Genomic DNA, 26,579 nt, shown 5'->3' with positions numbered 1-26,579 from the left:
TCCCCCGTCGTCTGCGAACGGCACCACTGTACGGGGGCTCCGTCGGGCCGGAGAGGGCCGCTGAGCGCCCGATCGCGATTCGTGTCCTGACCGTGACCGGCGGAGTCCACCCCGTTCCCAAACCGGCAGGCGCCCGGTTACGAAGAGAGGGAGTACAGCGCAGAGGCGCTGCTCGAAGGAGGTAAGAGACCATGCGCAGATCCCCCAATCGACTGCTGGCGACTCTCTTCGGAGCCGTCTACGTCGTCGTCGGGCTGCTCGGCTTCGTCGTGACCGGAGGCGTGCAGTTCCTCTCGACCGAAGGCGGGCTCCTGCTCGGCATCTTCGAGGTGAACCCGCTGCACAACATCGCCCACCTGCTCATCGGAGGCGCGCTGTTGATCGCGGGCCTGTCGACCGTCGCCGCGGCGAAGACCGTCAACGTGACCGTCGGAGCGGTGTACCTGCTGCTCGGCATCGTCGGCTTCTTCCTGGTCGACACCGCTCTGAACGTGCTGGCGCTGAACACCGCCGACCACTTCCTGCACCTGGCCAGCGCGCTGGTGCTCCTGGGAGTCGGACTCGGCACCGAGAAGACGGCGAGGACGCGCACCGCCGCGACCGCCTGACCAGGGCGGCACCCGCCGCCCCCCTCTACTCCGTCCGCCGTGGGCCCGCCGTTTTCCGCGGCGGACGGACTGAACGGCCCCGGACGACACGATGCGGTGTGTCGATCCGGGGCCTCCTCTTCTTCCCCGATCCAGCGAAGGAGCCGCCATGACCACCGTGGCCCGCTGCAACGCCGCTTTCGCCGGACTCGGCGCCGGGCTCGTCCACCTCTCGCTCGCCGCCGGCGGCGAGGGCGTGCAGGCTCCGGTGATCGGAGCGCTCGGTGCTGTCGAGATCCTCTGGGCGGTCCTCGTCCTGGCACGCGGCCGGATCGTCGTGCCGCGCTCCGCGCTGGTCGTCGCGGTCGCCTCCCTGGCGGCGTTCGCCCTCGCTCTGGCCCTCGGCGCACTCGCCGAGCCCCTCCCCGCGCTGGCCGCCGCGGTCCTCCAGCTGATCGCGGTCGCCGTGGTGGCCGTCTCGCTCCGCTCTCCGCGCGTCGAGGAGAAGGCCGTCTCGCCGTCGCGAGCTCTCGTCGGACTCCTGGCCGGCGCGCTCACCGTCTCCGCCCTCGCCACCCCCGCCATGGCCGCATCCTCGGGCGGCTCGGGCGACATGGGCGGGATGATGCACTCCGTCGTCGACGGCGGACACGGGCACTGACGCCCTCTGGTCCCGGCGGCCCCGCTCGGCTAAGGTAAGGCAGACCTCAGTCGCCGAGGGAGGCCACCGTGTCGAACGTCATCCCGTTCTCCGAGGCCCTGCGCCTGCGCATCGGGCAGTCCGGCGCGGACGACGAGGGCGCCGCCTTCATGACCTCGCTGATGACCGGCTCCGGCAGCCGCGACGACTACATCGCGCTCATCTCGCAGCACTACTTCGTCTACGAGGCCCTCGAGGCCGGGGCGGAGGACATGGCCGGCGATCCGGTCGCGGAGCCCTTCCTCTCGGCCAAGCTCACCCGGCTCCCCGCGATCGCGGAGGACCTGCGCTTCCTCGTCGGCGAGGACTGGCGGGAGCGCATCCGCCCGCTGCCCTCGACCGGCGCCTACGTCGACCGGATCCGCACCGTGGCCGCGGGCTGGAGCGGCGGCTTCGTCGCCCACCACTACACGCGCTACCTCGGCGACCTCTCCGGCTGCGCGATCGTCCGCGGGCTGCTGCAGCGGCGGTTCGGCTTCGAGACCAACGGCGTCGGCTTCTTCCTCTTCGGCGAGATCGCCGCACCGTCGGCCTTCCGCGCCACCTACCGCGAGCAGCTCGACGCCGCGGGCTGGGACGAGGAGGAGCGCGAGCGGGTCATCGCGGAGGTCGCGGAGGCGTACCGGCTGACGACGGAGCTGTTCCGCGATCTCGCCCGGACCTGCGCGGCGGCCTGAGGGCCTGCTCCGACCTCCTCCGCGGGGCGTCAATCCGCGGACGCCTCCGCGACGGCGGCCGGCTCGGCTCGCCGTTCGGACATGAAGCGCAGCACGTCCTTGTCGACGATGATGTCGCTCGGCCGGAGCGGCCGCGTCAGGTAGAGCCCCTCGAGGCTCGTGATGCGGCTGAGCGCCACGTAGGTCTGCCCGGGCGCGAAGGCGCGCTGCCCGAGGTCGACCACGGCGGAGTCGTAGGTCTTGCCCTGCGACTTGTGGATCGTGACCGCCCACGCCAGGCGGAGCGGGAACTGCGCGAACTCGGCGACGATCTCGCGGGTGAGCTTCTTCGTCGCGGCGGAGTAGGAGTAGCGGTAGCGCTCCCAGGTCGCGGGCTCGACCTCGTGGACCTCGCCGTCCACCTCGACCCACACCGTCCCCGCGACCTTCGTCACCCGGCCGATCGTGCCGTTCACCCAGCGCTGCTCGGAGTCGTTGCGCAGGAACATCACGTGCGCGCCGATCTTGAGCTCGAGGTTCTGGTCCGCCGGATAGGCGCGCCCGCCGAAGTCGCCGCTGATCTCGGCCGACGCGGTCTTCAGCGGGCCCTTCAGCCGCGCGAGCGCCGCCTGGTTGATGCGGTTGACCGTGTCATTGCGGGTCGCGAGCGTGATCGCGTCGTCGGCCGGAGGCGTCCGCGCGCCCGCCGCGTTCAGAACGTCGGCGATCTCCTTCGTCACCATGCCGAAGCGGACCGCGTTGAGCATCCACTTGAAGCGCTCATCGCTCTGCCGGTGGATCCGGCCGAGCTCGACGATCCGCAGCGGCGCCTCCTGCCAGACGAGGGCGTCGAAGAACCACAGCGAGCGGTAGCGGTCGGCGAAGTAGGCGCGCTCCTCCGGATCGCCGGGCACGGGTGCGAGCTGGAACGGGTCGCCGAAGAGGACGACCTGCACGCCCCCGAACGGCTCGGAGCGCCGCTGCCGCGCCTGCCGGAGGCTGCGGTCGATCCCGTCGAGCAGGTCGGCGTTGACCATGGAGATCTCGTCGATGACGAGCGTGTCGATGGTGTTGAGGAGCTTGCGCAGCTCGGGCGGCTGGTCGAGGTCGGAGTCGGCGATGACGCCGATCGGCAGTCGGAAGAGCGAGTGGATGGTCTGGCCGCCGACGTTCAGCGCCGCGACGCCGGTGGGGGCGCAGATGACGATCTGCTTGTCGGTGTTCCAGCTCAGGTGGTTGAGCAGGGTGGACTTGCCCGTGCCCGCGCGACCCGTGACGAACAGGTGCTCGCGCGTGTTCTCGATGAGGTCGAAGACCCGCTGCTGCTCGTCGGAGAGGGTCGGCTGAGTCACCGCTCCACTGTACCCGCGGGCCGCCGGGACCCCGGGGCCCGGGCGCGGATCAGCCGCGCTTCTGGAGGGCGGCCAGGCGGTCGTTGTAGGCCGTGAGCTCGGCCTCTCCGGTGCGGTCGGCCTGGCGGTCGCGGCGCTTGGTCTCGCGGGCGTCGGAGCGGCTCCACATCATCGCGACGACGATCGCGAGCGCGAGGGTGGGGATCTCGCCGATGCTCCACGCGATGCCGCCGGCCGCCTGCTGATCGGCGAGCGCGGAGGTGCCCCAGCCCATCGCTCCGTACCAGTCGGCGAGGAGCAGCCCCTCCCCCGTCATCAGTGCGAGGCCGAAGAAGGCGTGGAACGCCATGGTGCCCAGCAGCAGCAGCAGGCGCATCGCGAAGGGCACGCGGTGCACGCTCGGGTCCACTCCGATCAGGACGCTGACGAAGAGGTACCCGGTGATCAGGAAGTGGACGATCATCCACTCGTGGCCGATGTGGTCCGTGGTGGCCCAGCGGAACAGCGGGGAGTAGTAGAAGCCCCAGAGCGACCCGACGAACAGCAGGGCGGCGACGATCGGGTGCGAGATCGCGGTGGCGAAGCGCGAGTGCACGGCGAGCAGCACCCACTCGCGGGCACCGCGGGAGCCGTCGGTGCGGCGGGCGGCGGCGCGGGCGATGAGCGTGACCGGTGCCGCCGGGACGAGCAGCAGCGGCACCGCCATGGTGAGGACCATGTGCGAGAGCATGTGGGCGCTGAACAGGTACTTCTCGTACGCGTTCACCCCGCCGTTCGTGATGTAGGCCAGGAGGAGCATGCCCGCGATCCAGAGGATCGTGCGGTGCAGGGGCCAGCGGTCGCCGCGGCGGTGCAGGCGCACCACTCCGGCGACGTAGAACGCGATGGCGAAGGAGCAGACCAGGAGCCAGACCAGGTCGATGTTCCAGAGCGTGAGGAAGTTCATCGCGCTCGCGGGCGGCGGCAGGGGCTCGCCCGTCAGCAGCTGGGCCGGGGTCGGATCCGTGAGCTGGCTGGCGGCGATCTGGTCGACCGGGGTCGCGGTGCGCGCGAGCGCCGCAGCGACTCCGGAGGCGATCCCCATGAAGGCGATCTCGGCGCCGACGAGCCACCAGAAGCTGCGGCCGCCGACACCGCCGGCCTTCCGCATCCGCTCGATGAGGTAGCGGCGCTGCAGCACGCCGAACAGGCCCAGCGCGACCAGCGCCGCGACCTTGACCAGCACGAGGATCCCGTAGCCGGTCAGCAGGTTGTCGAGAGTGGCGAGCCGGAGCTCGGCGCTGACGTACCCGGACGCCGCGACCACGACGAAGCTCACGAGCGCGAGGCTGGAGTAGCGCTCGATCACGGGCAGCAGGCGGGAGCCGCCGAGCAGGGGCCGCAGGGCGATGACGGTGATGAGGCCGCCCAGCCAGATCGCCGCGAAGACGAGGTGCAGGCCCAGCGCCGTGACGGCGGCGTCGTGCCCGCTCGCTCCCGCCGCGTGCCCCTGCTGCGCCATCGGCAGCAGCGTGAGCAGGGCCAGGCCCGTGACGAAGACGAGCGCGGTCTGGTTGCGGACGGCGAAGCAGAGGACGGTGACGACGGCCGCGAGCAGCGTCGTGATGAGCCAGGCCTGGCCGACCTCGATGCTGCCGATGAAGTAGCTGAGCTTGGTGCCGAAGTCGCGGTCGAGGCTCAGGGGCGTCTGCGTGACGTTGAGGAAGGTGAGGAACCCGGTCACCGCGCTGGCCGCCGCGAAGAAGGCGGCGCTGGCGGCGGCGACGTCGAGGGCGATCGAGAACTCGGTGCGCGGCTCGGGCGCGGCCTCGCCGGGCGCGGGGCGCGCGGGGGCGACCGCGGTGCGCGTCGATCCGGCGCGGGAGGAGGACTGGCCGCCGCGCGAGGACTGGCCGCCGCGCGAGGAGGCGTGAGCGGTCGAGGCGCGGGACGAGGATCGGGCGTCGCGGGCAGCGGCGGCGCGGGGGCTCAGCGCGAACAGCGTCAGCACGAGCGAGCCGATCATGCCCGCGGCGCCGAGATTGACGGCCAGCTTGGCGATCGGGAGGCCGTAGCGGACCACGGGGCCGGGATCGTTCAGCAGCGGAGCCGCGGCTCCCCCGCCGAAGGCCAGGGCCGCGAGAAGGGCGACGAGCGCTGCGGCGACGAGCACGAGCGCAGGGCCGACGATCCGGACGGTTCGATTCACCGGTCCAGCCTACGTTCCGCGGCTGATCGGCAGCCGCGTCCGCGGACGACGACGGCCCCGGCGCAGTGCCGGGGCCGTGTCGGAGGGCGCGACTACTTCGCGGCGGCCTTGAGCTTGGTGCCCGCGGAGACCTTGACCGAGTGGCCGGCGGCGATCTGGATGGTCTCGCCGGTCTGCGGGTTGCGGCCGGTGCGCGCGGCGCGGGAGGTGCGCTCGACGGCGATCCAGCCGGGGATGGTGACCTTCACGTCGTTCGACACGGAGTCGGCGAGGGTGGTGAAGAGCGAGTCGAGGACGCCGTTGACGGCGGCCTGGCTCTGGCCGGAGTCGGCGGCGATCTTCGCGACGAGCTCGGTGCGGTTGAGCGACTTGTCAGCCATGGAGTGTCCTCCCAGGACGTTCTCGCTGTCGGAACAGCTGGTTTCGATGGATCGTCCTCGGCCGGGGACGGACGTCCTCAACCGGTCGGACCGTCGGTAACCTACCAGCCCCGCCCCGGATCTCCGGCGATTCCGGCCTCGAGACGCCCGGAACGACGCCGATCGCGCCGGTCGGTCCCTCCACAGGAGGCGCTCGGCGCCTCTCGTCCACCGATCCGCCGATCGCCACTCCGCAGAGTCCGCCGCCTGACGAGGATCGGCTCATGACGACGACGGCACTCCTCCCTCCATCCGCTCCGGCCGACGCGGCCCTCCCCCGGCCGCCCCGGCGGCACCCTCCCGCTCGCCGGCCGTACGAGCCCGGCCTCGCCGCGCTCGCGCTGGGCCTGCTCGCGCTCGCGTCCTCCGTGCATCCGCTCTGGGCCCTCCCCGCCGTCGCCGTGGCGGTCGCCGCGGTGATCGCGTCCGTGCGGGCGCTGCGGTGGGCGGGCGAGCGGAGGAGCGCGGTGGCCGGGCTCGCCTGCGCGGCTCTCGCGCTGCTCGTCTGCACCGTCACGGCACCCGCCTCCGTGCGGGCGGGCCTCGCCGTGCTGGCCTGGATCGCCGCCCTGCGGCCCGGCTCGTGAGCGGGCGCGGCTCCGGTCCAGCCCGCCTCGCTACAGTGACGGCGGCCCGCGCCCGAGCGGGCCGGGAGGACGGCCACGATGGCTCAGACGGACGGTTGGATCTCGACGGCGATCTGGTGGCACGTCTACCCGCTCGGCTTCACGGGCGCCGAGGCGAGCGCCTCGGAGGGTCCGGGCCCGGACGACGAGCCGCAGCACCGCCTCCGCGCCCTGCTCCCCTGGCTCGACGACCTGCTGGCGCTGGGCTGCAACGGGCTGCTGCTGGGGCCGGTCTTCGCCTCCTCCACCCACGGCTACGACACGGTCGACCACTTCCGGGTCGATCCCCGCCTCGGCGACGAGGCAGACCTCGACGCGCTGATCGCCGCGTGCCGCGAGCGCGGGATCCGGGTGCTGCTCGACGGGGTCTTCAACCACGTGGGACGGGAGCACCCCTGGTGGCGTGCCGCCGTCGCGGCCGGCGAGGGCTCCCCCGAGGCGGCGCGCTTCTCCCGCAGCGAGCGGTCGCAGGAGGTCGACGGCCTCCGCGTCGACGTGTTCGAGGGGCACGACGCCCTGGTCGAGCTCGACAACGGGAACCCCGAGGTCGCGGAGCACGTGTCCTCCGTGCTCGCGCACTGGCTCGAGCGGGGCATCGACGGCTGGCGGCTCGACGCGGCGTACGCGGTCGCGCCGGCGGCCTGGCACGCGGCGATCGACCCGGTGCGGCAGCGCTTCCCCGACGCGTGGTTCGTCGGCGAGGTCATCCACGGCGACTACACCGGCTACGTGCGGGAGTCGGGGCTCGACTCGGTCACGCAGTACGAGCTCTGGAAGGCCGTCCGAAACTCCCTCGAGGAGGCGAACCTCTTCGAGCTGGCCTGGTCCCTGAAGCGCCACGACGACTTCGTCCGCGAGTTCCTGCCCCTGACCTTCGTCGGCAACCACGACGTGACCCGGATCGCCAGCGCCGTCAGCGACGAGCGCCACCACGGCCACGCCACGGCAATCCTCGGCTTCGTCGCCGGCGTGCCGAGCATCTACTCCGGCGACGAGCGGGGCCTGCGCGGCGTCAAGGAGGAGCGGATCGGCGGCGACGACGCGATCCGCCCGGAGTTCCCGGCCGAGCCCGCCGAGTGGCCGGGCGGGGAGGCCTACCGGGCCCACCAGGAGGTCGTCGCGTTCCGCCGACGGAACCCGTGGCTGGTCGGCGCGAGCACCCGCACGGTCGACCTCTCCAACACCGCCGTGATGCTCGTGGCGGAGGGCCCGGAGGGACGCACCGCGCGGCTCGCGCTGAACATCGGCGACGAGACGGCGACCGTCGGCGGCGTCCAGGTCGCTCCCCACTCCTGGTCGCTGCACGACTGACCCGGCGCGCGGGCGGCCCGGCAGTGCGCGACGGAGCGTCGACCTCCGGGGGCCCGTCCTCTACGCTCGGGCGCATGCCGAGACCTGCACGAGGACCCTTCGACGGGCGAGCCGACTCGATCGACGACGCCGGGATGCCGGCGTCCGGACTCGAGCAGGCGTTCGCCGCCCCCGTCGACCCGGAGAGCGACCCCGGACCGGGCGAGAGGAGCGGCCTGTCGAGCCGCATCGCCCAGGAGCTGCTCGAGGACGGCTTCGGCCTCGACGCGAGCGACGAGGAGCCCCCGTCCCGCGCCGTGGAGATCGACGATCCCGCCCGCGCCGTGGGTGACGATCCCGCCCACCCCGTGCACGGCTCGATGTCCGGCGAGTTCGAGCGCCGCTGAGCCCGGCCGCCGTCGGTCGGTCGTCGACAGCCCGGCGGCACCGTTCCGCCCGCCGGCCGTCGTCACCCCGCCGGTACCGCGCCGCCGGCCGCCGGAGCCGGGTCCGGGCCGGCCGCCTGCAGCTCGGCGAGGAATCCGGGCCGGAGCACGCGTGCCTCGATCGACGCGGCTCCCGAGGTCCAGCCGTCGCCGAGCGGACGCTCGGGCGTGAGCAGCACGTGGCCCGGCGTCCCCGCTCGGCCGAGGGCGGCGGCGACGCGGCCCTCCGGATCGTAGAGGGCGTGGTCGACGAGCGGCCCGTAGACGGCGTGCACCGCGAAGTCCTCGCGGCTGCCGAGGAGGACGGGCAGCAGCTCCTCGCCCGGGCGCAGGCCGTGGGGCCACCAGCGGAAGCGCTCGACGAGCGCGTGGCAGGCGGCGCACGAGGGCGAGAAGAAGACGAGGTGCGTCGCCGGGCGGGACAACTCCTCGAGCGTCAGGAGCTCGCCGGCCACTGTGACGAACGCGAGGTCGGCGGCCGAGAGGTCGCCCTCGGGCGCGCGCCCCGGCGCGGACTCCCTGTCGGCTGCGGACAGGCGGGCGGCCGCCCGGACGCGAGCGGCCGTCGACGCCGCAAGGCGGTCGCGCACCAGCACGAGCGAGACCGCGGCGAGAGCGGCGGCGAGCCCGGACGCCGCCGCCGAGGCACCGCCGCCGCCGAGCAGCGCGGCCGGAGCGAGCCCGCCGAGGGCCCCGGCGACCGCGAGCGCGAGCAGCACCGCGTTCCTCGCGACGGTGTGTCCGGTCATCCGTGCCGAGCCCAGCCCGCCGAAGCACTCGCAGTCGACGTCCTCCGTCGCGCGGACCGCACGGACGGCGACGACGAGGAACACGGCGTCGAGGAGCGCCACCGGCACGAGGGCGGCACGGTGCGCCGGAGCGGGCGCCAGCACCACCGCGGCGCCCAGCGCGATCTCGACGACGGGGAAGGCGGCCGCGAACCAGCCGCGGCGCCGGAGGAGGAGGGGGACCCCGAGCGCCTCGAGGCTCGCCCGGAACCGCTCCGTGCGGCCGAGCTTCAGGGCGCCGCTGACGACGAGCACCGCGCCCGCGCACCACGCGGCGATCGCGAGAACCGCCTCCAGCATCCGTCGCCCTCCTCGCTCGGCATCGACCCGCACAACGCTACCGGCGCGGACCGGCCTCCCGCGGCCGAGACGGGGAACGGGGCGGAGACGGCGCGATCCGGCGCGTTCCGCCCTCCGGACGAGCCGCTGCCGGCACATCCGGCGCCCGGATCCCTCCAGGCGGGGCGCCCCCGGGCTCCCTCCCGGTCCCGGACGGCCGCTCCGCCGTACACTGCGAGAGGATCGGAGGGGTCATGCGGGGACGGCGAGCGCGCGACAAGCGGCACGGCACGGCGGCGAGTCCGCCTGCGGCCGCCGCTCCCCCGGCTGCGGTCACGGCTCCGGCCCCCTCGGACTCGCCGGACGACGCCTCGGGCGACGTCTCGACCGGGATGCGGATCGCCGCCGCCTGGTCGTGGCGCTTCCTCGCCGTCGCCGGGCTCCTCTACCTCCTCGTGCGCCTCGTCTCGCTGCTGCCCGTGATCGTCGTGCCGGTGCTGATCGCGCTGCTGCTCACCGCGCTCCTCACCCCGCTGCGGAACCGGCTCGAGCGCCTGCGGCTCCCCCGCCCGCTCGCGGTCCTGGTCTCGATCGTCCTGATGCTCCTCCTGCTGACCGGCCTCGTCGGGCTGGTGATCGTGCAGTCGCGCTCCGGCTTCAGCGGAGTGGGGCAGCGCGCTCTCGACGCGGTCGACGGCGTCGAGGCGTGGCTGCGGAGCCCGCCGCTGTCGTTCTCGGACGTCCAGCTCTCGGACTGGGCGCAGCGCGCGGTCGACTGGGCCGACGCGCAGGCGTCGACGATCGCGTCCGGGGCCCTCGCCGTCGGCTCCCAGCTGGCCGAGGTCTTCGCCGGAACCCTCCTCACCCTGTTCTCGCTGATCTTCCTGCTCCTCGACGGCCGCCGGATCTGGCACTGGTTCCTCCGCCTCCTCCCCCGCCGCGCGCGCCCCGCGATGGAGCGCGGCGGCGCCGCCGGCTGGCGGACCCTCAGCCAGTTCGTGATCGCGCAGCTCGGCGTCGCCGGGATCAACGCCGTCGGCATCGGCATCGGCGCGCTCGCGCTGCAGCTGCCGCTCGTCGTGCCGATCGCGATCGTGGTGTTCCTCGGCTCGTTCGTCCCGATCCTCGGCGCGATCGTGACCGGTGCGCTCGCCGCACTGGTCGCTCTGCTGTTCAGCGGGCCCGTCGCCGCGCTGGTGATGGTCGGCGTCGTGATCCTGGTGCACCTGCTCGAGGGGCACGTGCTGCAGCCGCTCATCCTCGGGACCGCCGTGAAGGTGCATCCGCTCGCCGTGGTGCTCGGAGTCGCGACCGGGCTCGAGGTGGCCGGGCTCGCCGGGGCGCTGTTCGCGGTGCCGACCATCGCGACGCTGAACGCGGCGGTCACCGCCATGCGGGCGCGCGCGCCCGGAGCGGAGTGAGCGCGTTCGATCCGGCCGCCCGACCCGGATCGACGGTGCTGCCCGCCCTCGCCTGCCCGGTCTGCGGCGGCGCGCTCGCCCCCGACGCGCTGCCCCGCCCCTCCTCGCTCCGCTGCCCCCTCGGGCACAGCTCCGACCTCGCGCGCCAGGGCTACGCCTCGCTCCTGCGCGGGAGGCACGCGACCTCGGGCGACACCACGGCGATGGTGCAGGCCCGCGCCGACCTGCTCGGCTCCGGCCACTACCGGGTGATCCAGGACGCGGTCGCCGCGGCCGTCCCCGCCGGCGCACGGCTCGTGGTCGACCTGGGCTGCGGCACCGGGGCGTACCTCGCGGCCGTGCTCGAGGCGCATCCGGCGGCGGACGGGCTGGGCCTGGACCTCTCGGCCCCGGCCGCCCGCCGCGCCGCCCGCGCGCATCCCCGGGCGGCGATCGCGACCGCGGACCTCTGGCAGCCCCTCCCGCTGGCCGACGCCTCCGCCGACGCGCTGCTCACCGTCTTCGCGCCGCGGAACGCCCCGGAGATGCGGCGGGTGCTCCGTCCGGGCGGCGTCGCCGTCGTCGTCACTCCGCGCGAGAGGCACCTGCACGAGATCCGCGAGCGGTTCGGGATGCTGGGCATCGACGCCGGCAAGGCGGAGCGGCTCGACGAGCAGCTGGCGGGGTTCGCGCTCGAGGAGCGCATCGAGCTCGACACGACGGTGCTGATGAGCGTCGACGAGCTGCGCGCCGAGGTGCTGATGGGGCCGAGTGCCCACCACGTGGATCCCGAGGCGCTGGACGCTCGGCTCGCGGCGGTGGAGGGGACGACCGCGGTGACGGTCGCGGTCACCGTGTCGCGCTTCGTGCGCGCGGAGTAGCGGCGGGCGTGCCGCCGACCCCGCGTCAGTACGTCTCGCGCAGGCGCTCCTGGTCGACCACCGCTTCGCGGTCCGCGAGGCGGCGCAGGCCCGCGAGGGGCTGGGCCATCCGGTGGTTGCCGCGGAGGACCGGCTCGGCCCGGTCGAGGAAGGCCCAGTACCCGGCGGTCACCGGGCAGGCGTTCTCGCCCAGGCGCACCTTCGGGTCGAAGCGGCAGCCGCCGCAGTAGTCGGACATCCGGTTGATGTAGGCGCCGCCCGAGGCGTACGGCTTCGTCGCGACGACGCCGCCGTCGGCGTGCTGGGACATCCCGATCACGTTCGCGGGCATCACCCACTCCGTGCCGTCGACGAAGACGTCCACGAACCAGTCGTTGAGCTCCGCCGGATCCCACCCCCGCTGCAGTCCCCAGTTGCCGAGCACCATCAGGCGCTGGATGTGGTGCGCCCAGCCGTGCCGGTGCACGTCGTCGAGCGTCTCGTGCAGGCAGTTCGCCTCGATGCCGCTCGGGTCGAGCGCGAGCAGCCCGGCGGGCAGCGGCGTGGAGGCGCCGAGCGCGCGGCTGCGGTTCCGGTACTCCGGCCCGAGGTGCCAGAACAGGTTCCAGACGTAGTCGCGCCAGCCGAGGATCTGGCGGATGAACCCCTCCGTCGCCGCGATCGGCGCGCCCCCGGCGGCGTACTCCGCCTCGGCCGCCTCGACGACCGTCCGCGGATCGAGCACGCCGAGGTTCATCGGGGCGCTGAGCAGCGAGTGCGCCATCGTCCAGTCGCCCGAGAGCATCGCGTCCTCGTAGGTCCCGAAGTCGCCCAGCCGCGACGACACGAAGTCGGCGAGCGCCGCCTCTGCCTCGGCGGGCGTCGCGGCGAAGCGGCGCGGACCGTCGGCGCCGACCAGGCGGACCGCCCCCTCGGCCTCCCAGCGCGCGAGGTCGGCGCGCACCTCCTCGTCGATGTCGTCCTCCTCCGGCCACCACGGGTCCGGCAGGCCGAGCCGGGAGGCGCCCTTGGGCGGAGGCTGGCGGTTGTCGTGGTCGTAGTTCCAGCGGCCGCCCTCGGGCTGGTCGCCGCGCATCAGCACGCCGGTGCGCTCGCGGCTCCACCGGTAGAAGTCCTCCAGCAGCAGGCGCTTGCCCGAGCGGGAGAGCGCCCACTCGCGGAAGTCCTCCTCGGCCGTGATGAAGCCGCGGCTGGGCAGGACGCTCATGCCGAGCCTGCGGGCGAGGCGGCGGCCGCCGCGGGTCGGCGGGTCGATCACCTCGAGGTCGTCGCGCCCGGCGAGGGCCTCGCCGAAGGTCTCGGAGCGGACGTACTCGGCGCGGTCCCCGAGCTCGCGGGCGCGGTGGCGGAGCGCCGACAGCAGCAGCTGCGCCTTGGCGCGGTGCATCGGGCGGCGCCCGAACGCCGATCGGGCCTCGACCAGCAGCATCGGACCGCCGTCGTCGAAGGCAGGGCCGAGCTGGCCGATGACGCTCCAGCGGGTGCGAGGGGGTCTGCTCATCCTCGGAGGCTAGGCGGACGGATCCGGCGCCGGTAGGAGTTGCGCGGCACGGATGTGCAGCCGCCACGTCTTGCACCCCCGCCCCCGATGCAGAAGTCTCGGAGCGAGCGCGGCGGATCCGACCGCGCACCGACGCGACGAAGCGAGGAGGCCGCCATGGCCCACCACGACCACGACAACGAGCACCACGAGGGTCACGAGCACCACGACCACCACGAGGGTCACGACGAGCACACCGCCGGCCACGGCCGTCACGTCGCCGAGGGCACGAGCACCGAGGACACCGAAGGCGGCGAGTACACCTCGACGGAGGGCGTCTCGCACACCGCCGGCGAGGCCGAGGGCAGCTACGTCGACACCTCGGTCAACGAGCAGAGCACCGCCGACAAGGGCAGCTACGTCGACACCAGCGCCGCGGGCACCTCCGCCGAGGGCGAGGGCGAGTACACCGACCGCGACGAGTGACCCGCGCCCGGGCGCCGCGCGTCCCGCCGGGACACCGCGCTCCGGCCGGTGTCCCGGCGGGGAGCCGGCGCCTCGGCGGGACGCGGTGGTCCGCCGGCCCTTCAGGCGGGCTTCAGCGGGGCCGCGGCTAGCCTGGGCTCGCGCGGGGCCCCGCGCGCCGAGCCCGGGGAGGCCGCCATCCGCATCCTGGTCGTCGACGACGAGATCAACCTGCTCCGCGCCCTCGAGACGGGCCTGGAGGCCGAGGGCTTCGCCGTGGACACCGCCACCACCGGCACCGACGCCCTCTGGTACGCGCAGGAGGCCGACTACGCCGCCATCGTCCTCGACCTGATGCTCCCGGACGTCAGCGGCTTCCGCGTCTGCGAGCGGCTGCGCGCCGCCGAGGACTGGACCCCGATCCTGATGCTCACCGCGAAGGACGGCGACCTCGACCAGGTCGAGGCCCTCGACACCGGCGCCGACGACTACCTCACCAAGCCGTTCTCGTTCCCGGTGCTCGTCGCGCGGCTGCGCGCCCTCATCCGCCGCGGAGCCGCCGAGCGGCCCACGGTGCGCGTCGTCGGCGATCTCGTGCTGGATCCGGCGTCCCGGACCGTCGAGCGGGGCGGAGTCGCCGTGCCGCTGACCGCGCGCGAGTTCAGCGTCCTCGAGTACTTCGTCTCGCGGGCGGGCGAGGTCGTCTCCAAACGCGACGTCCTCGGAGCCGTCTGGGACTTCGACTACGACGGCGACCCGAACATCGTCGAGGTCTACGTCCGCACCCTGCGCAACAAGATCGACCGGCCCTTCGGCCGCGACACCCTCCGCACCCGGCGCGGGGCGGGCTACACGCTGGTGGCCGGGTGAGCCGCCGGAGCCTGCGGACCCGCATCACCGCGGCCGCGACCGCCGTGGTGGCCGCCGCCGCGCTCCTCGGGAGCGTGCTCTTCGTCCTGGTCCTCTCCTCCGTGCTCGCCTCGAGCGCCGCCTCCGCCGCCGACGCCGAGGCGGAGCGGGTCGCGGCGCTGGTCGAGCAGGGCGGCCCGGAGGCCGTCCGCGGCTCGGAGGGACTGGTCCAGCTCGTGGTCGACGGGCGGGTGACCGCCGCGGGCGAGGACGCGGAGGACCTCCCTCCGCTCGCGCTGGCCGAGAGCGACGACCCGGTCACGGTCGACGTGGACGACGAGGGGGCGGTGGTGGTCGCCGCCCGCGAGCTCGACGACGACTCCCTCGTCGTGGTCGGCGTCCCCGACGAGGGCCGCGAGGAGGCGGTGTCCACGACGATCGGGCTGCTCGCGGTCGCCGTCCCACTGCTGATCGCGCTGGTGGCGGTGGTGTGCGCCGTCGTCGTCGGCCGGGCGCTGCGCCCCGTGGAGCGGATGCGCGCGGAGGCCGAGGCGGTCACCTCCTCCGCCCTGGACCGCCGGATCGCCGCTCCCGGCTCCGGCGACGAGGTCGACCGGCTGGCGCACACCCTCAACCGGATGCTCGATCGGCTGCAGAGCGGGCAGGAGCGGCAGCGGCGCTTCGTCTCGGACGCCTCGCACGAGCTGCGCTCCCCCGTCGCGGCGCTGCGCCAGACCGCGGAGGTGGCGCTCGCGCACCCGGACCGGCTCGACTCCGCCCGGCTGGCGAGGACGGTCGCGGAGGAGTCGGTGCGGCTCGGCGGGCTGATCGAGGGCCTGCTGCTGCTCGCCCGGGCGGACGAGGCGCGCCTGGCCGTGGCGGCGGCTCCCGTGGACCTCGACGACCTCGCCCTCGGCGAGGTGCGGCGCCTGCGCGACTCCGGAGCCCGGGTCGACGCGAGCGGGATCTCGCCCGTGCAGGCGGTGGCCGACGAGGCCCTGCTCTCGCGGGCGCTGCGGAACCTGGTCGACAACGCGGTGCGGCACCGCTCCTCGCAGCTGGCGCTCTCGACCCGGATCGACGGAGCGGAGGCGGTGCTCGCGGTGGACGACGACGGGCCGGGGATCCCGGCGGCGGAGCGCGAGCGGGTGCTCGAGCGCTTCGTTCGCCTCGACGAGGGCCGGGCGCGCGACGCCGGAGGCTCGGGCCTCGGCCTGGCGATCGTCGCCGGGATCGCCCGGGCCCACGGCGGACGGGTCGTCGTCGGCGACTCGGCGCTGGGCGGCGCCCGGGTCGAGGTGCGGGTGCCGCTCGTCCGCTGAGCGGGCGCTTCAGGCCTGCTTCAGCGCCCGACCGCGAGAGTGCTGGAGGCGTCGACGAGCGGCGCCGGGACGGAGCCATCGTGCAGAAGAAGACGAAGATCATCGCCGGGATCGCCGGAGCGGTCGTGCTGATCGGAGCCGGGACGGGCATCGCCTACGCCGCGACCGACGGCTTCGAGGGGTCCGACTCCCTCACCGGCAGCGACCTGGACCGCGCGAGCGAGGACGCGCTCGCCGAGATCGGCGGCGGGACCGTCACCTCGGCCGAGCGCGACGACGACGGCGCCACCGGCTACGAGCTGGACCTGACCGACCGCGACGGCCTCGAGTACGAGGTGCGCCTCGACGACTCCTTCGCCGTCGTGTCCGTGGACCCCGACGACCGCGCCCTCCAGGCCGGCTCGGGCGACGACGGCGTGCCTGCCGGCGACCCGACCGCGGCCGCCGTGGACCCGGACGACCTCACCGGCGACGACCTGGCCCGCGCGAGCGAGGCGGCGCTGGGCGCCGTCGGCTCCGGGACCGTCACCGAGGCCGAGCGCAGCGACGACGCCGACCACGCCTTCGAGGTGGAGGTCACCCGCGAGGACGGCACGGATGTGGACGTCGAGCTCGACGCCGCGTTCGCCGTGCTCTCGACGCAGGAATAGCGCTCTAGCGGCCGCCGGGGCCCTTCGCGGCCCCGGGCGCGGCACCGCTGCCCGCGGGGGCGCCGACTCCGGTCGCCGCACCGCGAGCGCCCGGGCCGTTGCCGCCCGCGTTGCCGTTGCCGTTGCCGTTGCCGTTGCCGTTGCCGTTGCCGGGAGCGTTCCCGCTGTTGCCGGGTGCGTCGCCGCTGTTCCCCGGAGCGTCGCCGCTGTTGCCCGGAGCGTCCTCGCCGGGAGCGGCCGGGGTCTCCTCCGCGGGCTCCTCCGGCTCGGTCGGCGTCTCCTCCGGCTCCGACTCCTCGGGCGAGGGGGCGGGGTCGTCCTCGGTCTCGACGGGGGCCGGCGTGTCCTCCGGCTCCTCCTCGACCGGGGTCGTCTCCTCGGGAGCCGGTTCAGTCGTCTCGGCCGGTGCCGGCTCCGGGGCTCCCGCGATCAGGGCCTCGAGGTCGCCGCGGACGACGTCGACCTGCGCCTGCACCGTCGCTGCGCGGTCGGAGCTGACGGATCCCTCGGCGAGCGCGGCGTCGAGCGCCGACTGCAGCGAGGCGAGCTCGGTGAGAGCGCCCTGGTAGTCGTCGGCCGAGGCCTTCTCGGCGACGGCCACCACAGCGTCGTCGAGGGTCTGGGCGGTGCCCTCGTCGATGCCCTGCGGCGCGGAGGAGCATCCGCTCAGCAGCAGGACCGAGGCGAGCACGGCGCCGGCGGCGCGCAGTCGGAGGCCCCTCACGAGCGGATGCTCTCGCGCAGCAGACGGAGGTGGTCGCCCAGCTCGCCGTCCACCTGCGGCAGAGGCGACTGGGGACCGTCGATCAGGATGATCGCGAGCCCGACGGCGACCGCGACCAGCGCGAGCACCAGCACGATCAGCCACGGGCTCGGGCCGCGGCGCCGCGGAGGGGCGGCCGCGGGGCGGAGCGGAGCCGTGCGCGGCGCCGGAGCGGTCTGCGGTGCCGGAGCGATCCGCGGTGCCGGAGCGATCCGCTCGGTCGCGGTGAAGCGCTGCGTCGGAGCGATCGCCTCCGTGGCCGGGTAGGCGTCGGCCGCGAGCCGGCGGGTCGGGTCGAGCGCCTCCGTCCGCGTGATCGGCTCGGTCTCGGCGAGCGGCTCCGTCGACATCACCCGGGTGGCGGGGACGTCGGGGACGACGATGGCCGCCGGCGGGGAGTCGCGCCGCGGATCGATCAGGCGGCGTGCCGACTCCGCCACCTGGAGCGCGGCGGGACGCTCGCCGGGCTCGCGCCGCGTCATCGAGGTCAGGAGCGAGGTCCAGCCGCTGCCGAGCGACTCCGAGACCTCGGGGTCGCGGAGCAGGCGGGCGAGCGTGACCTCGATCGCCGAGCCCGTGAACGGGCGGCGGCCGGTCAGCGACTCCAGGAGCACCAGGCCGAGGGAGTAGATGTCGCTCGCCGAGGTGACCGGGTCGCCGTGCGCCTGCTCGGGGCTGAGGTAGGCGGCGGTGCCGATGAGGGTGCCGGGCGCGGTGATCCGCGTCGCGTCGATGAGGGAGGCGATGCCGAAGTCGGCCAGCTTCGGGCGGAACTCGCGGCTGGTCAGCGGGCTCGGGACGAGCAGCACGTTCGACGGCTTCACGTCGCGGTGCACGACTCCGGCCGCGTGGACCGTGTGCAGGGCCTCGCCGAGGTCGCCCGCCATCGAGGCGACGTCGTTCGGCGCGACCGGGCCCTCGGCGAGCCGCTCGGACAGGCTCGGCCCCTCGGCGAGCTCCATCACCATGTAGGCCTGGCCGTTGGTGTCGTCGCCGCCGTCGTGCGCGTCGTAGAGGGTGACGAGGGCGGGGTGGTTGAGCGCCGCGAGCAGCCGGATCTCGGACGCCTTGCGCTGCAGGTCCTGCGCGTCGTCGATGCCGGGGGCGAACATCTTCAGCGCGACGGAGCGGCCGAGGACGCCGTCTCGCGCCCGGTAGACCGTGGCCATGCCGCCGCGGCCGATGAGCTCCTCGATCGTGTACCGGCCGTCGACCGTCGTCCCGACGATGCGGGTGTCGCCTGTCCGGTGGGATGCCACGGGTCCTCCTCGCGGTCGGCGGCGGGTGTGCCGCGCCCCCCGGTGCGACCGTCGACCCAGGGTAGTACGTCGACCCTGCACGCCGCCCTCCCCCGGCCGGGCTGTCAAGCGGGTGCCCCCGCGCGCGCCCCGACGTAGCGTCAGAGGTCCCGACGAAAGGCGACGACATGGACCAGGACCGCACGGAGCAGGACGACCAGGGCTCGACCATCGGCAAGCCGGACGGGGCGGCGCCCGCCACCTCCTCCGAGAGCGAGGCCATCGAGAAGGACATCTCGGAGTCGCCCGGCAGCGAGCGCGAGACCGAGGCCAAGCAGGACTCGGATCCGGCGGAGAGCCGCACCGAAGTCTCCGGCTCGGCCGAGGTGAAGGCCGTGCCCGGCACGGGCGGCCCGGACGACGTGGGCGACGTCGAGGTCGACCCCGACGAGGTCTCGCTGAACGGCAAGCCGTTCCCGGGTCACGCGGGCACGAAGTAGGACGCCCGGGAGGGGCGGGGCCGCGGCTCCGCCCCTCCCGTGCTCTCCGGTCCGCCCACCACCCGTCGTCCGCCCTCGCCCGGGGGGTTCCGCAGATCGCGCGGATCGTCCCGCGCCTTCCGAGCGAACGGCCTCAGGCGACCGGCGTCAGCAGGCCCGGGTCGCGGCGGTCGACGGTGCGGGAGTTGTTCACGCGGCGGTCGACCGGGTGGGCCGTGACGGTCGAGGCCATCGCGACGGACGCCCGGTCGAGGGTGGCGAGCATCTCCTCGGCGGAGGCGAGCGGAGCCGGGTCGAGCCAGGCGTCGCGCACGTCGGGCGTGAGGAACACGGGCATCCGGTCGTGCACTTCGCCGGAGGCGTCGCGCGCCTCGCGGGTGATGATCGTGAAGGAGACGCGCCAGTCGTCGCCCTCCTTGCGGGCCGTGTAGAGGCCGGCCGCGGCGAGGATCGGCTCCTCGCCCTGCAGGAACCAGGGCTGCTTGCCGTAGGCGCGGGTCTCCCACTCGTAGTACCCGCGCATCGGGACGATCGCGCGCTGCTTGGCGAACGCCCCGCGGAACAGGCCGTTCGTCGCGACCGACTCGAGGCGCGCGTTGATCGGCGAGGGCCCCCTGCCCTTCGACCAGGACGGGGTGAAGCCCCAGGACGCGAGCTCCAGCTCGCGCTCCCGCTCGCCGTCGTGGAGCCGCTCGCGGACGATCGGCGCGACGTCGGTGGGAGCGACGCTGTAGTCGGGCGCCCAGTCCTCGGCGCGCCCGCCCGCGGCGACGAACTCGCGGATCAGCTCATCGGTCTCGGAGTCCATCGCGAAGCGGCCGCACATGCGGGACAGGCTACGCCGCACCTCCGACGCCAAGCGAGGCGCCCGGTCCGACCACCCGGGACTTCGCGGACCAGAAGCGCATCAGCGCGCCGGCGAGGATCGAGCCCAGCGCACCTGCGGCGAGGTCGCCGAGCGTGTCCTCGTAGCCGACGAAGATCGAGGAGTCGATGAAGCGGTGCCCCGCCCACTCGCCCCACTCCCACAGGACGCCCGCCGTCGTCCCGAAGCAGGCGCAGAGCACGACCGCCGGGAGCAGCGGCCCGCGATCGCCCGCGACGGCAGGCACGACTCCGGCCCGCGCGGCGACGATGTAGGCCACCGCGGCGATCAGCCCGTTGAGCACGCAGTGCACGACCAGGTCCCACTGCGGCCAGGCCTCGTAGAGGCCGAGGACGCTGCTCCAGGACGCCACGAGCAGCGCGAGCCCGAAGAGGGCGTCGAGCGCCGGACGGATGCCGAGGAAGCGCGGCAGCACCAGCCCGATCGCCGCGAGCGCGAGCACCGCCACGTCGACCAGGTCCCAGCCGATCGCGGCCGCCACGATGCTCGCCGCCCCGATCGCGCGGATGCCGTCGGCCGTCCACTCCCCGCGGGTGCGCGGGGGCACCAGGAATGTCTCGACGAGGGCGGAGCCGCTCACGGGTTCGTGAAGCGCAGCACGGCCTGGACCGGCTCGTGGTCGGAGGGCGCCGCTCCCCCGTAGCGGACGGCGTTGATCCCCGCGGAGACGACCTCGAACGCGCCCTCGCTGACGAGCAGCCAGTCGATCCGCTTGCCCGGCGCCGGCGGGCGGTAGTTCGAGAAGGTGCTCCACGAGTGGGTGAGGTGCTTCTCCGCCGTCTCCCACGCGTCCGCGAGGCGGCCCTCCTCGAGGATCGTCCGGTAGGGGACGGTGTCGACGTCGGTGTTGGTGTCGCCCATCACGATCGCGGGGCGTCCGAGCTCGAGGACGCGGCGGGCGATCAGCTCGGCGGAGCGCTGGCGCGAGCGCCGCGAGATGTGGTCGAAGTGGGTCGAGACCACGGTGAGCTCGCGGCTGGTCGCGTGATCGGTCAGCTCCGCGATCACGGCGGTGCGCGGGATGCGGTTGCCCCAGCTGCGCGAGCCGGCGACGTCCGGGGTGTCCGAGAGGGCGATCTGGGTCCAGTGCCGGACGGCGTAGCGGCTGCGGTCGACGAAGAGCATCACGCGCTCGCCGCCGCGGTCCGCGTCCCGGCCGAAGCCCATCGCCTCGAAGGAGGAGCCCAGCGCCTCGTGCACGGCGGCCGACTGGTCCGGCAGCGCCTCCTGCACGGCGAGGATCGAGGGGCGCTCCTGCTCCAGCACCCGCTGGACGAGCGGGCGGCGCCGGTCCCACTGGTCGACGGCGCGGGAGGTGAGGCGCGGCATCCGCCGGCGGATGTTGTAGGTCATCACGTGCAGATCGGGCGCCTCGGTCGGGCCGATCAGAGGCGTCGCGTCGGTCATCACTCCACCCTACGGGGGCGGATCGAGGTGCCACGGAGGCTTGCGGTGACCGCTCCCGGCCGCTCTACTTCGGACATGCCCCTCTCCCAGGACCTCACCGCCCTCGCCGACGAGCGCTTCGTCTCGCTCACCACGTTCCGGAAGTCCGGGGACGCCGTCTCGACCCCGGTCTGGATCGCCCGCGACGGCCACGAGCTGATCGTCACCACTCCCCGCCGCAGCGGCAAGGTGAAGCGCCTCCGCAACGACGCGCGGGTGACCCTCGTCCCGTGCGACCGCCGCGGCCGCGTCTCCGACTACGCGGTGCCGGTCGAGGCCGCCGCGGAGATCGACGCCGACCCAGGCGAGGTCGAGCGCCTGGGCCGCGTGTTCCTGGCGAAGTACCGGCTCGAGTACCGCGTGTTCCTCCTGATCGAGGGCCTGGTCACCCGCGCCGACCGCACCCGCGTGATGCTCCGCGTCTCCGACCGCTGACCCGCACCGCCCTACACCCCCGGAGGCTCCCGCCGGAAGGCCTGGGGGCCGCCGGACCCGGGGTCTACCGTGGGGCGATCGCCGGTGCCCCTGCGCGCTTCCCGCGTGCGCTCCGGCGGCAGTCAGAAGGAGCACGCAATGAGCATCGGAGCAGGGATCTTCCTCCTCGTCGTCGGCGCGGTCCTCGCCTTCGCGGTGGACGTGCAGGTGTCCGGGATCGACCTGAAGCTGGTCGGCTACATCCTCATGGCGGCCGGAGCGGTCGGCCTGATCCTCGGGCTGGTCCTGCTGACGCGCCGCCGCCAGGCCGTCTCGACCACGCGCTCGGCCGTCGACCCGGCCAGCGGCGAGCAGGTCACCCGCCGCTCGAGCGAGAGCGACGGCCCGCTGATCTGATCGGCGGAACGACGAAGGGCGGGACCTAGCGGTCCCGCCCTTCGTCGTTCACGGCCCTACTCGGCGGGCTCGTCCGGCTCGCCGCCGGAGACGGTGTCGGTGTCGCCGCCACCGGAGGAGGTGTCCGTCCCGGTGCCGTCGGGGAGGTCCTCGGTCTTCTCGGTGTCCTCACCCGTGGTGCGGTCGGTGCTCATGGCGCTCTCCCTTCGCGTCGGCGACCTGCCGACCCTCCCACTCTGCTCCGCCCGCGCCTCGCGGGGCAGGGGGTAGCGGAGGCGGAGGGCGGCGTGGAAGGCGCCTACTCCTCGACGACGATGGTGGTGATGACCGGGTTCCGGCGGTGGCGGCGGGTCAGCCAGCGGCCGAGGGTGCGCGTGATCAGCGCCTCCATGGCCTCGAGCTCGACCGGCTTGCCCGCGGCCTGCAGGACGGCGTCGTCGATCGCCTTGCTCGCGTTGGCCTTCCAGCCCGGCTCCTCGACGAAGCCGCGGGTGAAGAACTCGACGGGCTCGCCGAGCGTGCCGCGGTCGAGGTCGGCGATGGCGAGGACCGTGATGGCCCCCTCCTCGGCGAGGACGATGCGGTCGTTCATCGCGTCCTCGGTGGCGACGCCCATCGTGGTGCCGTCGACCAGGATCTGGTCGGCCGGGATGCGCCCGCTGATGCGCGAGCGGCCCTTCACCAGGTCGATCGAGACGCCGTCCTCGATGACGAAGACGTCCTTCTCGTCGATCCCGGTGCGGGTCGCGATCGCCGCGTTCGCGGTGAGGTGGCGCCACTCGCCGTGCACGGGGAGCACCGCGGTGGGGCGGAGGATGTTGTAGCAGTAGGCGAGCTCGCCCGCGCTGGCGTGACCCGAGACGTGCACCTTGGCGTTGCCCTTGTGCACGACCGTGGCGCCCCAGCGGGTGAAGGCGTTGATGATCCGGTAGATCGCGTTCTCGTTGCCGGGGATCAGCGAGCTGGCCAGCAGCACGGTGTCGCCGGGGCCGATGTCGATGATGTGGTCCTTGTTGGCCATGCGCGAGAGCGCCGCCATCGGCTCGCCCTGCGAACCGGTGCAGATCATCACGATCTCGGTCGCGGGGAGCTTCTCGAGCACCTTCATGTCGACGACGAGGCCGGCCGGGATCTTGAGGTAGCCCAGGTCGGCGGCGATGCCCATGTTGCGGACCATCGAGCGGCCGACGAAGGCGACCTTGCGGCCGTGGCGCTGCGCGGCGTCGAGGACCTGCTGGATGCGGTGCACGTGGCTCGCGAAGCTGGACACGACGATGCGGCGCGGCGCGGTGCGGAACACCTGGTCGATCGCGGGGGCGAGGTCGCCCTCCGAGATCGCGAAGCCGGGGACGTCGGCGTTCGTGGAGTCGACCAGGAACAGGTCGACGCCCTCGTCGCCGAGGCGCGCGAAGCCGGGGAGGTCGGTGGTGCGCCCGTCGAGCGGGAACTGGTCCATCTTGAAGTCGCCCGTGTGCAGCACGAGGCCGGCCTCGGTGCGGATCGCGACGGCGAGCCCGTCCGGGATGGAGTGGTTCACGGCGAGGAACTCGAGGTCGAAGACGCCGGCGTCGATCCGGTCGCCCTCCTTCACCGGGCGCGTGCGCGGGGTGATGCGGTGCTCCTGCAGCTTCGCGCTGATCAGCGCGAGGGTGAAGGTCGAGGCGATGATCGGGATGTCGCCGCGCTCCTTGAGGAGGTACGGCACGCCGCCGATGTGGTCCTCGTGGCCGTGGGTGAGGACGATGGCCTCGATGTCCTTCAGGCGCGAGCGGATCGCGGCGAAGTCGGGGAGGATCACGTCGATGCCGGGCTGGTTCTCCTCGGGGAAGAGGACGCCGCAGTCGACGATGAGCAGCTTGCCCTTGTGCTCGAAGACGGTCATGTTGCGGCCGATCTCGCCGAGGCCGCCGAGCGGAGTGATCCGCATGGCGCCCTTCTCGAGGGGCTTGGGCTTGGGGAGCTCGAGGTGGTGGCGGGCGGGCTTGGCGGTTCTGGCGTTTCTCATGCGGTTCTTCCGGGAGGGAGTGGCTGGACGCGGGCGCGCGGCGCAGGGTCCGACCGCGCGCCCGGTCGGGCCGCGGTGATGTGTCGCTCCGGCGCTGTGAGCGCTGTCGGGAGCGGGTGGAGGTGTGCGGGACGGGGCCGGGCGGGGCCCCTCTCAGCGGGCGGCGCCGTCCGTGCGGCGCGCTCTCGCGCACCGACCGTCCCGTACATCCTGCCAGCGTTCCCTGGGTCGCGGGTCCAGGAGGCGGGATCCGGGCCTCGCAGCCGCTCAGGCGCGCGCGTCCTCGACCTCTCGCCGACCCACCGCGTCCTGGCGGCTGCGGAGGAGCTGGCGGCCTGGCGCGCGTGACGGGCGCCGTTCGATGGCTTTACTGCGCTTCACTCGATCTGGATAAAGCACAGTAAGACTCCTGAACCGGCCCGTATGGATGCCGTCGACAATCCCTACACGCCGAACGCGGGAGCGCGACCGGAGATCCTCATCGGCAGAGACGAGCAGACCCAGGCGTTCCGCACCCTGCTGACGCGCCTGCGACGGGGCCGCACGAACCAGTCGATGACCATCACGGGGCTGCGGGGCGTCGAAAAGACATTCCTTCTCAACAGCTTCCGGACGATCGCCCAGGAGGAGAACGGGGAAGTGATCGAGTTCGAGGCGGTCAAGCACGACGAGGGCCGGTTCCGCCAGGTGCTGGCATCCCAGCTCAAGGCGGCACTCCTCCGCCTGTCTCCCCGCGCGAGATGGACCGACCGCGGGAGGCACGCCGCCGCGGTCTTGAGCGCCTTCGCGGTGTCTGTCGGAGCGGACGGCGAGTGGTCCATCGGATGGGATGTACCGCCGGCAGAAGGAGTGGCCGATCATCGGGATCTCGGACTGGACCTGACGGACGTCCTCGTCGCCGTGGGTGAAGCGGCGGCCGAGCAGGGCGAGGGGATCGTCCTGCTCATCGACGAGGTCCAGTTCCTCGACTCACCGCAGCTCGAAGCGCTCATCCAAGCCATCCACAAGACCGTGCAGCGGAGCCTCCCCGTCACGTTCGTCGGTGCCGGTCTTCCGCAGATCGCCGAGCTGGTGGGCGATGCGAGATCGTACGCCGAGCGGCTCTTCACCTTTCCGCGGATCGACTCGCTCGATCACGACGAAGCGGTAGCGGCTCTCCGAGAGCCGGCAGCGGCCGAGGGCGCGGTCTACGACGACGACGCTGTTGAACTCGCAGTCGAGATCACGACCGGATACCCCTCTTTCATCCAGGAACTGGGCTACCAGGTCTGGACGGTGGCTGAGAACGATCACATCCACCGGGAGGACGTCGAACTGGCGAGGGAGGCCTACGAGGCGAAGCTGGACAGCTCCTTCTTCCGCGTGCGATTCGATCGGGCGAGTCCACTTCAGACCGCGTACATGCGAGCCATGGCGGAGCTCGGACCAGAGCCCCAGAAAGCGGGCGACGTCGCGGCGCTTCTGGAGCGCGCGTCCACTCAGCTCGGATCGGTCCGCGCGGAGCTGATCGGGATATGGCTCCTGTTCACTCCCGAGCACGGGTACGCCGCGTTCACTGTTCCGGACTTCGACCGGTTCATGAAGCGTGCAGTCCCCGTCTTGGAGGTGCCTCCCGTCGTGAGCCGGGGAGCCCGTCGAGCACCCGCCACCGAGGTCTGAGCCAGGCCGCACCCGTTCACGGCCGCCCGGCGTCAGGACTCGTCGGCCTCGAAGCGCAGGGACCGGTCGGCCACCGGCAGCCCGGAGTCGCGCACGGCGGCCTCGATCGCGGCGTGCCCGCCGTCGGGCGCGACGATCCGCAGGCCGTCCTCGGTCGCCCAGTAGGCGGTGACGCCGTGCTCCTCGACGAGGGTCGTGAGCAGCGCGGCGGTCCGCTCCTGCTCGCCGGGACCGACGGTGATCGCGGCCCAGGGACCGGAGATCTCGACCGGGGCGCCCCGCTCCGCGCCCGCAGCGTCCCGCAGGTCCTCCGCCGCCCGGACGATCGGGAGCAGCGCGGGCAGCCCGCCGGAGACGTCCTCGAAGGAGTCGAGGGCGAAGGCCCCCTCGCGGAGCGACGCGTGCAGCTCCAGGCCGCGGCCGAGCCCGTCGATCCGCTCGAGCAGGGCCGACGCGTCGACAGCGGGAGCGGGGCACGCGGCGGTCGGCTCCTCCGCGCCCGCGAAGGAGAGGGTGTTCCCGCCTGCGGACGTCGCCCGGAACGACCACAGCACCGGATCCGCGTACTCGGTCGCACAGGCCGTCGCGAGGGCGTCGGCGAGCGCCGGCTCCTCGACCGCGACCCCGACCCAGGAGGTCGGCGGGCCGAACGCCGGCGCCTCGACCCAGCGCTCGGCGCCGTCGAGGGAGACTCCGGGCACCGCGGCGACCTCGCTCGTCAGACGGTCGAAGCCGGCGTCGGGCCGTGCGAACGGCGTCTCGTCGATCGTCCAGACGAGGAGCGTCAGCCCGCCGGCGGCGAGGGCCGCGGCGAGGACGCCGGCGACGGGGAGGAGGAGGCGACGGGACACGCCCCCATCCTCGCTCCCCTTC

Annotated in this window: 29 protein-coding genes; 16 read left to right on the top strand and 13 right to left on the bottom strand. The window is 73.7% G+C overall.

From position 1 onward, the window contains the following. Positions 1–191 precede the first annotated feature (191 nt). From C5C44_RS05510 to C5C44_RS05500, 3 genes are all read left to right on the top strand, one after another. Positions 192–608: a DUF4383 domain-containing protein gene (locus tag C5C44_RS05510; RefSeq protein ID WP_104246935.1), complete on the top strand. Its 417-nt coding sequence runs from the start codon at positions 192–194 to the stop codon at positions 606–608. A gap of 148 nt (positions 609–756) precedes the next feature. Next, entirely contained in the window at positions 757–1,248 is a 492-nt protein-coding gene (locus C5C44_RS05505; RefSeq protein WP_104267179.1) for a hypothetical protein, read from the top strand. A gap of 68 nt (positions 1,249–1,316) precedes the next feature. Continuing rightward, a complete protein-coding gene (locus C5C44_RS05500; protein ID WP_104335481.1) occupies positions 1,317–1,964 on the top strand; it encodes a heme oxygenase (biliverdin-producing) in 648 nt (215 codons plus the stop codon). A gap of 29 nt (positions 1,965–1,993) precedes the next feature. Here C5C44_RS05500 and C5C44_RS05495 read toward each other — a convergent pair whose 3' ends face one another. From C5C44_RS05495 to C5C44_RS05485, 3 genes are all read right to left on the bottom strand, one after another. After that, positions 1,994–3,295: an ATP-dependent RecD-like DNA helicase gene (locus tag C5C44_RS05495; protein ID WP_104222908.1), complete on the bottom strand. Its 1,302-nt coding sequence runs from the start codon at positions 3,293–3,295 to the stop codon at positions 1,994–1,996. A gap of 49 nt (positions 3,296–3,344) precedes the next feature. Beyond that, positions 3,345–5,483 (bottom strand): bifunctional copper resistance protein CopD/cytochrome c oxidase assembly protein, encoded by a 2,139-nt coding sequence (locus C5C44_RS05490; RefSeq protein WP_258062207.1) that lies wholly within the window; start codon positions 5,481–5,483, stop codon positions 3,345–3,347. A gap of 92 nt (positions 5,484–5,575) precedes the next feature. Continuing rightward, positions 5,576–5,863, bottom strand: a complete 288-nt coding sequence (locus C5C44_RS05485) for an HU family DNA-binding protein (protein ID WP_056037903.1) — start codon at positions 5,861–5,863, stop codon at positions 5,576–5,578. A 263-nt stretch (positions 5,864–6,126) separates the two neighbouring features. On the opposite strand from C5C44_RS05485, the gene C5C44_RS05480 reads away from it, so the two are divergent. The 3 genes from C5C44_RS05480 (at position 6,127) to C5C44_RS17305 (ending at position 8,225) form a co-directional block, all read left to right on the top strand. Next, positions 6,127–6,489 (top strand): hypothetical protein, encoded by a 363-nt coding sequence (locus tag C5C44_RS05480; RefSeq protein WP_104222909.1) that lies wholly within the window; start codon positions 6,127–6,129, stop codon positions 6,487–6,489. Between the two features lie 78 nt (positions 6,490–6,567). Continuing rightward, the gene (locus tag C5C44_RS05475) at positions 6,568–7,839 is read left to right on the top strand and encodes an alpha-amylase family glycosyl hydrolase (RefSeq protein WP_104260427.1); all 1,272 of its coding nucleotides are present in this window, start codon (positions 6,568–6,570) and stop codon (positions 7,837–7,839) included. Between the two features lie 74 nt (positions 7,840–7,913). Continuing rightward, positions 7,914–8,225, top strand: a complete 312-nt coding sequence (locus C5C44_RS17305; protein ID WP_146076888.1) for a hypothetical protein — start codon at positions 7,914–7,916, stop codon at positions 8,223–8,225. Between the two features lie 62 nt (positions 8,226–8,287). Here the strand turns inward: C5C44_RS17305 and C5C44_RS17300 are convergent, their stop codons facing one another. After that, positions 8,288–9,352: a MauE/DoxX family redox-associated membrane protein gene (locus tag C5C44_RS17300; RefSeq protein ID WP_104260428.1), complete on the bottom strand. Its 1,065-nt coding sequence runs from the start codon at positions 9,350–9,352 to the stop codon at positions 8,288–8,290. Positions 9,353–9,585: 233 nt separating this feature from the next. Between C5C44_RS17300 and C5C44_RS05460 the strand changes: the two genes are divergently transcribed. Together C5C44_RS05460 and C5C44_RS05455 are read left to right on the top strand one after the other, a co-directional pair. Continuing rightward, positions 9,586–10,752, top strand: coding sequence for an AI-2E family transporter (locus tag C5C44_RS05460; RefSeq protein ID WP_104335480.1), 1,167 nt, complete (start codon positions 9,586–9,588; stop codon positions 10,750–10,752). Between the two features lie 35 nt (positions 10,753–10,787). Beyond that, the gene (locus C5C44_RS05455; RefSeq protein WP_374953256.1) at positions 10,788–11,612 is read left to right on the top strand and encodes a methyltransferase domain-containing protein; all 825 of its coding nucleotides are present in this window, start codon (positions 10,788–10,790) and stop codon (positions 11,610–11,612) included. A 25-nt stretch (positions 11,613–11,637) separates the two neighbouring features. Here the strand turns inward: C5C44_RS05455 and C5C44_RS05450 are convergent, their stop codons facing one another. After that, positions 11,638–13,113 carry a cryptochrome/photolyase family protein gene (locus C5C44_RS05450; RefSeq protein WP_104258008.1) on the bottom strand — a complete coding sequence of 492 codons (1,476 nt, stop codon included), beginning with the start codon at positions 13,111–13,113 and terminating at the stop codon, positions 11,638–11,640. 156 nt (positions 13,114–13,269) lie between these two features. On the opposite strand from C5C44_RS05450, the gene C5C44_RS16965 reads away from it, so the two are divergent. From C5C44_RS16965 to C5C44_RS05430, 4 genes are all read left to right on the top strand, one after another. Beyond that, positions 13,270–13,578 (top strand): hypothetical protein, encoded by a 309-nt coding sequence (locus C5C44_RS16965; RefSeq protein WP_181027115.1) that lies wholly within the window; start codon positions 13,270–13,272, stop codon positions 13,576–13,578. A gap of 177 nt (positions 13,579–13,755) precedes the next feature. Next, positions 13,756–14,427, top strand: coding sequence for a response regulator transcription factor (locus C5C44_RS05440; protein WP_104249963.1), 672 nt, complete (start codon positions 13,756–13,758; stop codon positions 14,425–14,427). Beyond that, entirely contained in the window at positions 14,424–15,728 is a 1,305-nt protein-coding gene (locus C5C44_RS05435) for a cell wall metabolism sensor histidine kinase WalK (RefSeq protein ID WP_104222916.1), read from the top strand. Before C5C44_RS05440 ends, C5C44_RS05435 begins: the two co-directional genes overlap by 4 nt. An 80-nt stretch (positions 15,729–15,808) precedes the next feature. Continuing rightward, complete coding sequence (locus C5C44_RS05430; RefSeq protein ID WP_104335479.1) at positions 15,809–16,378, top strand: PepSY domain-containing protein; 570 nt, start codon at positions 15,809–15,811, stop codon at positions 16,376–16,378. A 4-nt stretch (positions 16,379–16,382) separates the two neighbouring features. Here C5C44_RS05430 and C5C44_RS05425 read toward each other — a convergent pair whose 3' ends face one another. Next, a complete protein-coding gene (locus tag C5C44_RS05425) occupies positions 16,383–17,102 on the bottom strand; it encodes a hypothetical protein (RefSeq protein ID WP_104335478.1) in 720 nt (239 codons plus the stop codon). Continuing rightward, entirely contained in the window at positions 17,099–18,400 is a 1,302-nt protein-coding gene (locus C5C44_RS05420; protein WP_104335477.1) for a serine/threonine-protein kinase, read from the bottom strand. The genes C5C44_RS05425 and C5C44_RS05420 overlap by 4 nt, the downstream gene beginning before the upstream one ends. 167 nt (positions 18,401–18,567) lie before the next feature. Here C5C44_RS05420 and C5C44_RS05415 point away from each other — a divergent pair, with 167 nt between their 5' ends. Beyond that, on the top strand, positions 18,568–18,879 hold the full coding sequence (locus C5C44_RS05415) for a hypothetical protein (protein WP_104335476.1): 312 nt from the start codon (positions 18,568–18,570) through the stop codon (positions 18,877–18,879). Positions 18,880–19,012: 133 nt separating this feature from the next. Here C5C44_RS05415 and C5C44_RS05410 read toward each other — a convergent pair whose 3' ends face one another. Genes C5C44_RS05410 through C5C44_RS05400 form a run of 3 tightly spaced genes read right to left on the bottom strand, consistent with a single transcriptional unit; the run spans position 19,013 to position 21,172 of the window. After that, positions 19,013–19,705, bottom strand: coding sequence for an SOS response-associated peptidase (locus C5C44_RS05410; RefSeq protein ID WP_104335475.1), 693 nt, complete (start codon positions 19,703–19,705; stop codon positions 19,013–19,015). Positions 19,706–19,715: 10 nt separating this feature from the next. After that, a complete protein-coding gene (locus C5C44_RS05405) occupies positions 19,716–20,312 on the bottom strand; it encodes a hypothetical protein (RefSeq protein ID WP_146084311.1) in 597 nt (198 codons plus the stop codon). A 29-nt stretch (positions 20,313–20,341) separates the two neighbouring features. Beyond that, entirely contained in the window at positions 20,342–21,172 is an 831-nt protein-coding gene (locus C5C44_RS05400; RefSeq protein ID WP_104262773.1) for an endonuclease/exonuclease/phosphatase family protein, read from the bottom strand. A gap of 75 nt (positions 21,173–21,247) precedes the next feature. On the opposite strand from C5C44_RS05400, the gene C5C44_RS05395 reads away from it, so the two are divergent. Then, on the top strand, positions 21,248–21,646 hold the full coding sequence (locus tag C5C44_RS05395; RefSeq protein ID WP_104246944.1) for a PPOX class F420-dependent oxidoreductase: 399 nt from the start codon (positions 21,248–21,250) through the stop codon (positions 21,644–21,646). Positions 21,647–21,784: 138 nt separating this feature from the next. Further along, on the top strand, positions 21,785–22,042 hold the full coding sequence (locus C5C44_RS05390; protein ID WP_104222924.1) for a DUF6458 family protein: 258 nt from the start codon (positions 21,785–21,787) through the stop codon (positions 22,040–22,042). 56 nt (positions 22,043–22,098) lie between these two features. Here the strand turns inward: C5C44_RS05390 and C5C44_RS16960 are convergent, their stop codons facing one another. Both C5C44_RS16960 and C5C44_RS05385 read right to left on the bottom strand, forming a co-directional pair. Then, entirely contained in the window at positions 22,099–22,236 is a 138-nt protein-coding gene (locus tag C5C44_RS16960; RefSeq protein WP_159940924.1) for a hypothetical protein, read from the bottom strand. A 104-nt stretch (positions 22,237–22,340) separates the two neighbouring features. Next, on the bottom strand, positions 22,341–24,047 hold the full coding sequence (locus C5C44_RS05385; protein ID WP_104222925.1) for a ribonuclease J: 1,707 nt from the start codon (positions 24,045–24,047) through the stop codon (positions 22,341–22,343). 423 nt (positions 24,048–24,470) lie between these two features. Here C5C44_RS05385 and C5C44_RS05380 point away from each other — a divergent pair, with 423 nt between their 5' ends. Continuing rightward, entirely contained in the window at positions 24,471–25,706 is a 1,236-nt protein-coding gene (locus C5C44_RS05380) for an ATP-binding protein (RefSeq protein WP_104335473.1), read from the top strand. A 32-nt stretch (positions 25,707–25,738) separates the two neighbouring features. Here the strand turns inward: C5C44_RS05380 and C5C44_RS05375 are convergent, their stop codons facing one another. Continuing rightward, positions 25,739–26,557, bottom strand: a complete 819-nt coding sequence (locus C5C44_RS05375) for a hypothetical protein (RefSeq protein ID WP_104323656.1) — start codon at positions 26,555–26,557, stop codon at positions 25,739–25,741. Between the last annotated feature and the right edge of the window lie 22 nt (positions 26,558–26,579).

Source organism: Rathayibacter sp. AY1F6, assembly GCF_002932035.1.
Lineage (GTDB): Bacteria > Actinomycetota > Actinomycetes > Actinomycetales > Microbacteriaceae > Rathayibacter.
Note: the sequence above shows the minus strand (reverse complement) of the source record. Positions and strands in the feature narration are given on the sequence as shown.

Excerpts from the sequence above, each read along its gene's own strand:
- C5C44_RS05510 (WP_104246935.1), top strand. The coding sequence starts at position 192 with ATGCGCAGATCCCCCAATCGACTGCTGGCGACTCTCTTCGGAGCCGTC.
- C5C44_RS05505 (WP_104267179.1), top strand. The coding sequence starts at position 757 with ATGACCACCGTGGCCCGCTGCAACGCCGCTTTCGCCGGACTCGGCGCC.
- C5C44_RS05485 (WP_056037903.1), bottom strand. The coding sequence starts at position 5,863 with ATGGCTGACAAGTCGCTCAACCGCACCGAGCTCGTCGCGAAGATCGCC.
- C5C44_RS05480 (WP_104222909.1), top strand. The coding sequence starts at position 6,127 with ATGACGACGACGGCACTCCTCCCTCCATCCGCTCCGGCCGACGCGGCC.
- C5C44_RS05475 (WP_104260427.1), top strand. The coding sequence starts at position 6,568 with ATGGCTCAGACGGACGGTTGGATCTCGACGGCGATCTGGTGGCACGTC.
- C5C44_RS17305 (WP_146076888.1), top strand. The coding sequence starts at position 7,914 with ATGCCGAGACCTGCACGAGGACCCTTCGACGGGCGAGCCGACTCGATC.
- C5C44_RS17300 (WP_104260428.1), bottom strand. The coding sequence starts at position 9,352 with ATGCTGGAGGCGGTTCTCGCGATCGCCGCGTGGTGCGCGGGCGCGGTG.
- C5C44_RS05460 (WP_104335480.1), top strand. The coding sequence starts at position 9,586 with ATGCGGGGACGGCGAGCGCGCGACAAGCGGCACGGCACGGCGGCGAGT.
- C5C44_RS05450 (WP_104258008.1), bottom strand. The coding sequence starts at position 13,113 with ATGAGCAGACCCCCTCGCACCCGCTGGAGCGTCATCGGCCAGCTCGGC.
- C5C44_RS16965 (WP_181027115.1), top strand. The coding sequence starts at position 13,270 with ATGGCCCACCACGACCACGACAACGAGCACCACGAGGGTCACGAGCAC.
- C5C44_RS05415 (WP_104335476.1), top strand. The coding sequence starts at position 18,568 with ATGGACCAGGACCGCACGGAGCAGGACGACCAGGGCTCGACCATCGGC.
- C5C44_RS05410 (WP_104335475.1), bottom strand. The coding sequence starts at position 19,705 with ATGTGCGGCCGCTTCGCGATGGACTCCGAGACCGATGAGCTGATCCGC.
- C5C44_RS05400 (WP_104262773.1), bottom strand. The coding sequence starts at position 21,172 with ATGACCGACGCGACGCCTCTGATCGGCCCGACCGAGGCGCCCGATCTG.
- C5C44_RS05395 (WP_104246944.1), top strand. The coding sequence starts at position 21,248 with ATGCCCCTCTCCCAGGACCTCACCGCCCTCGCCGACGAGCGCTTCGTC.
- C5C44_RS05390 (WP_104222924.1), top strand. The coding sequence starts at position 21,785 with ATGAGCATCGGAGCAGGGATCTTCCTCCTCGTCGTCGGCGCGGTCCTC.
- C5C44_RS16960 (WP_159940924.1), bottom strand. The coding sequence starts at position 22,236 with ATGAGCACCGACCGCACCACGGGTGAGGACACCGAGAAGACCGAGGAC.
- C5C44_RS05385 (WP_104222925.1), bottom strand. The coding sequence starts at position 24,047 with ATGAGAAACGCCAGAACCGCCAAGCCCGCCCGCCACCACCTCGAGCTC.
- C5C44_RS05380 (WP_104335473.1), top strand. The coding sequence starts at position 24,471 with ATGGATGCCGTCGACAATCCCTACACGCCGAACGCGGGAGCGCGACCG.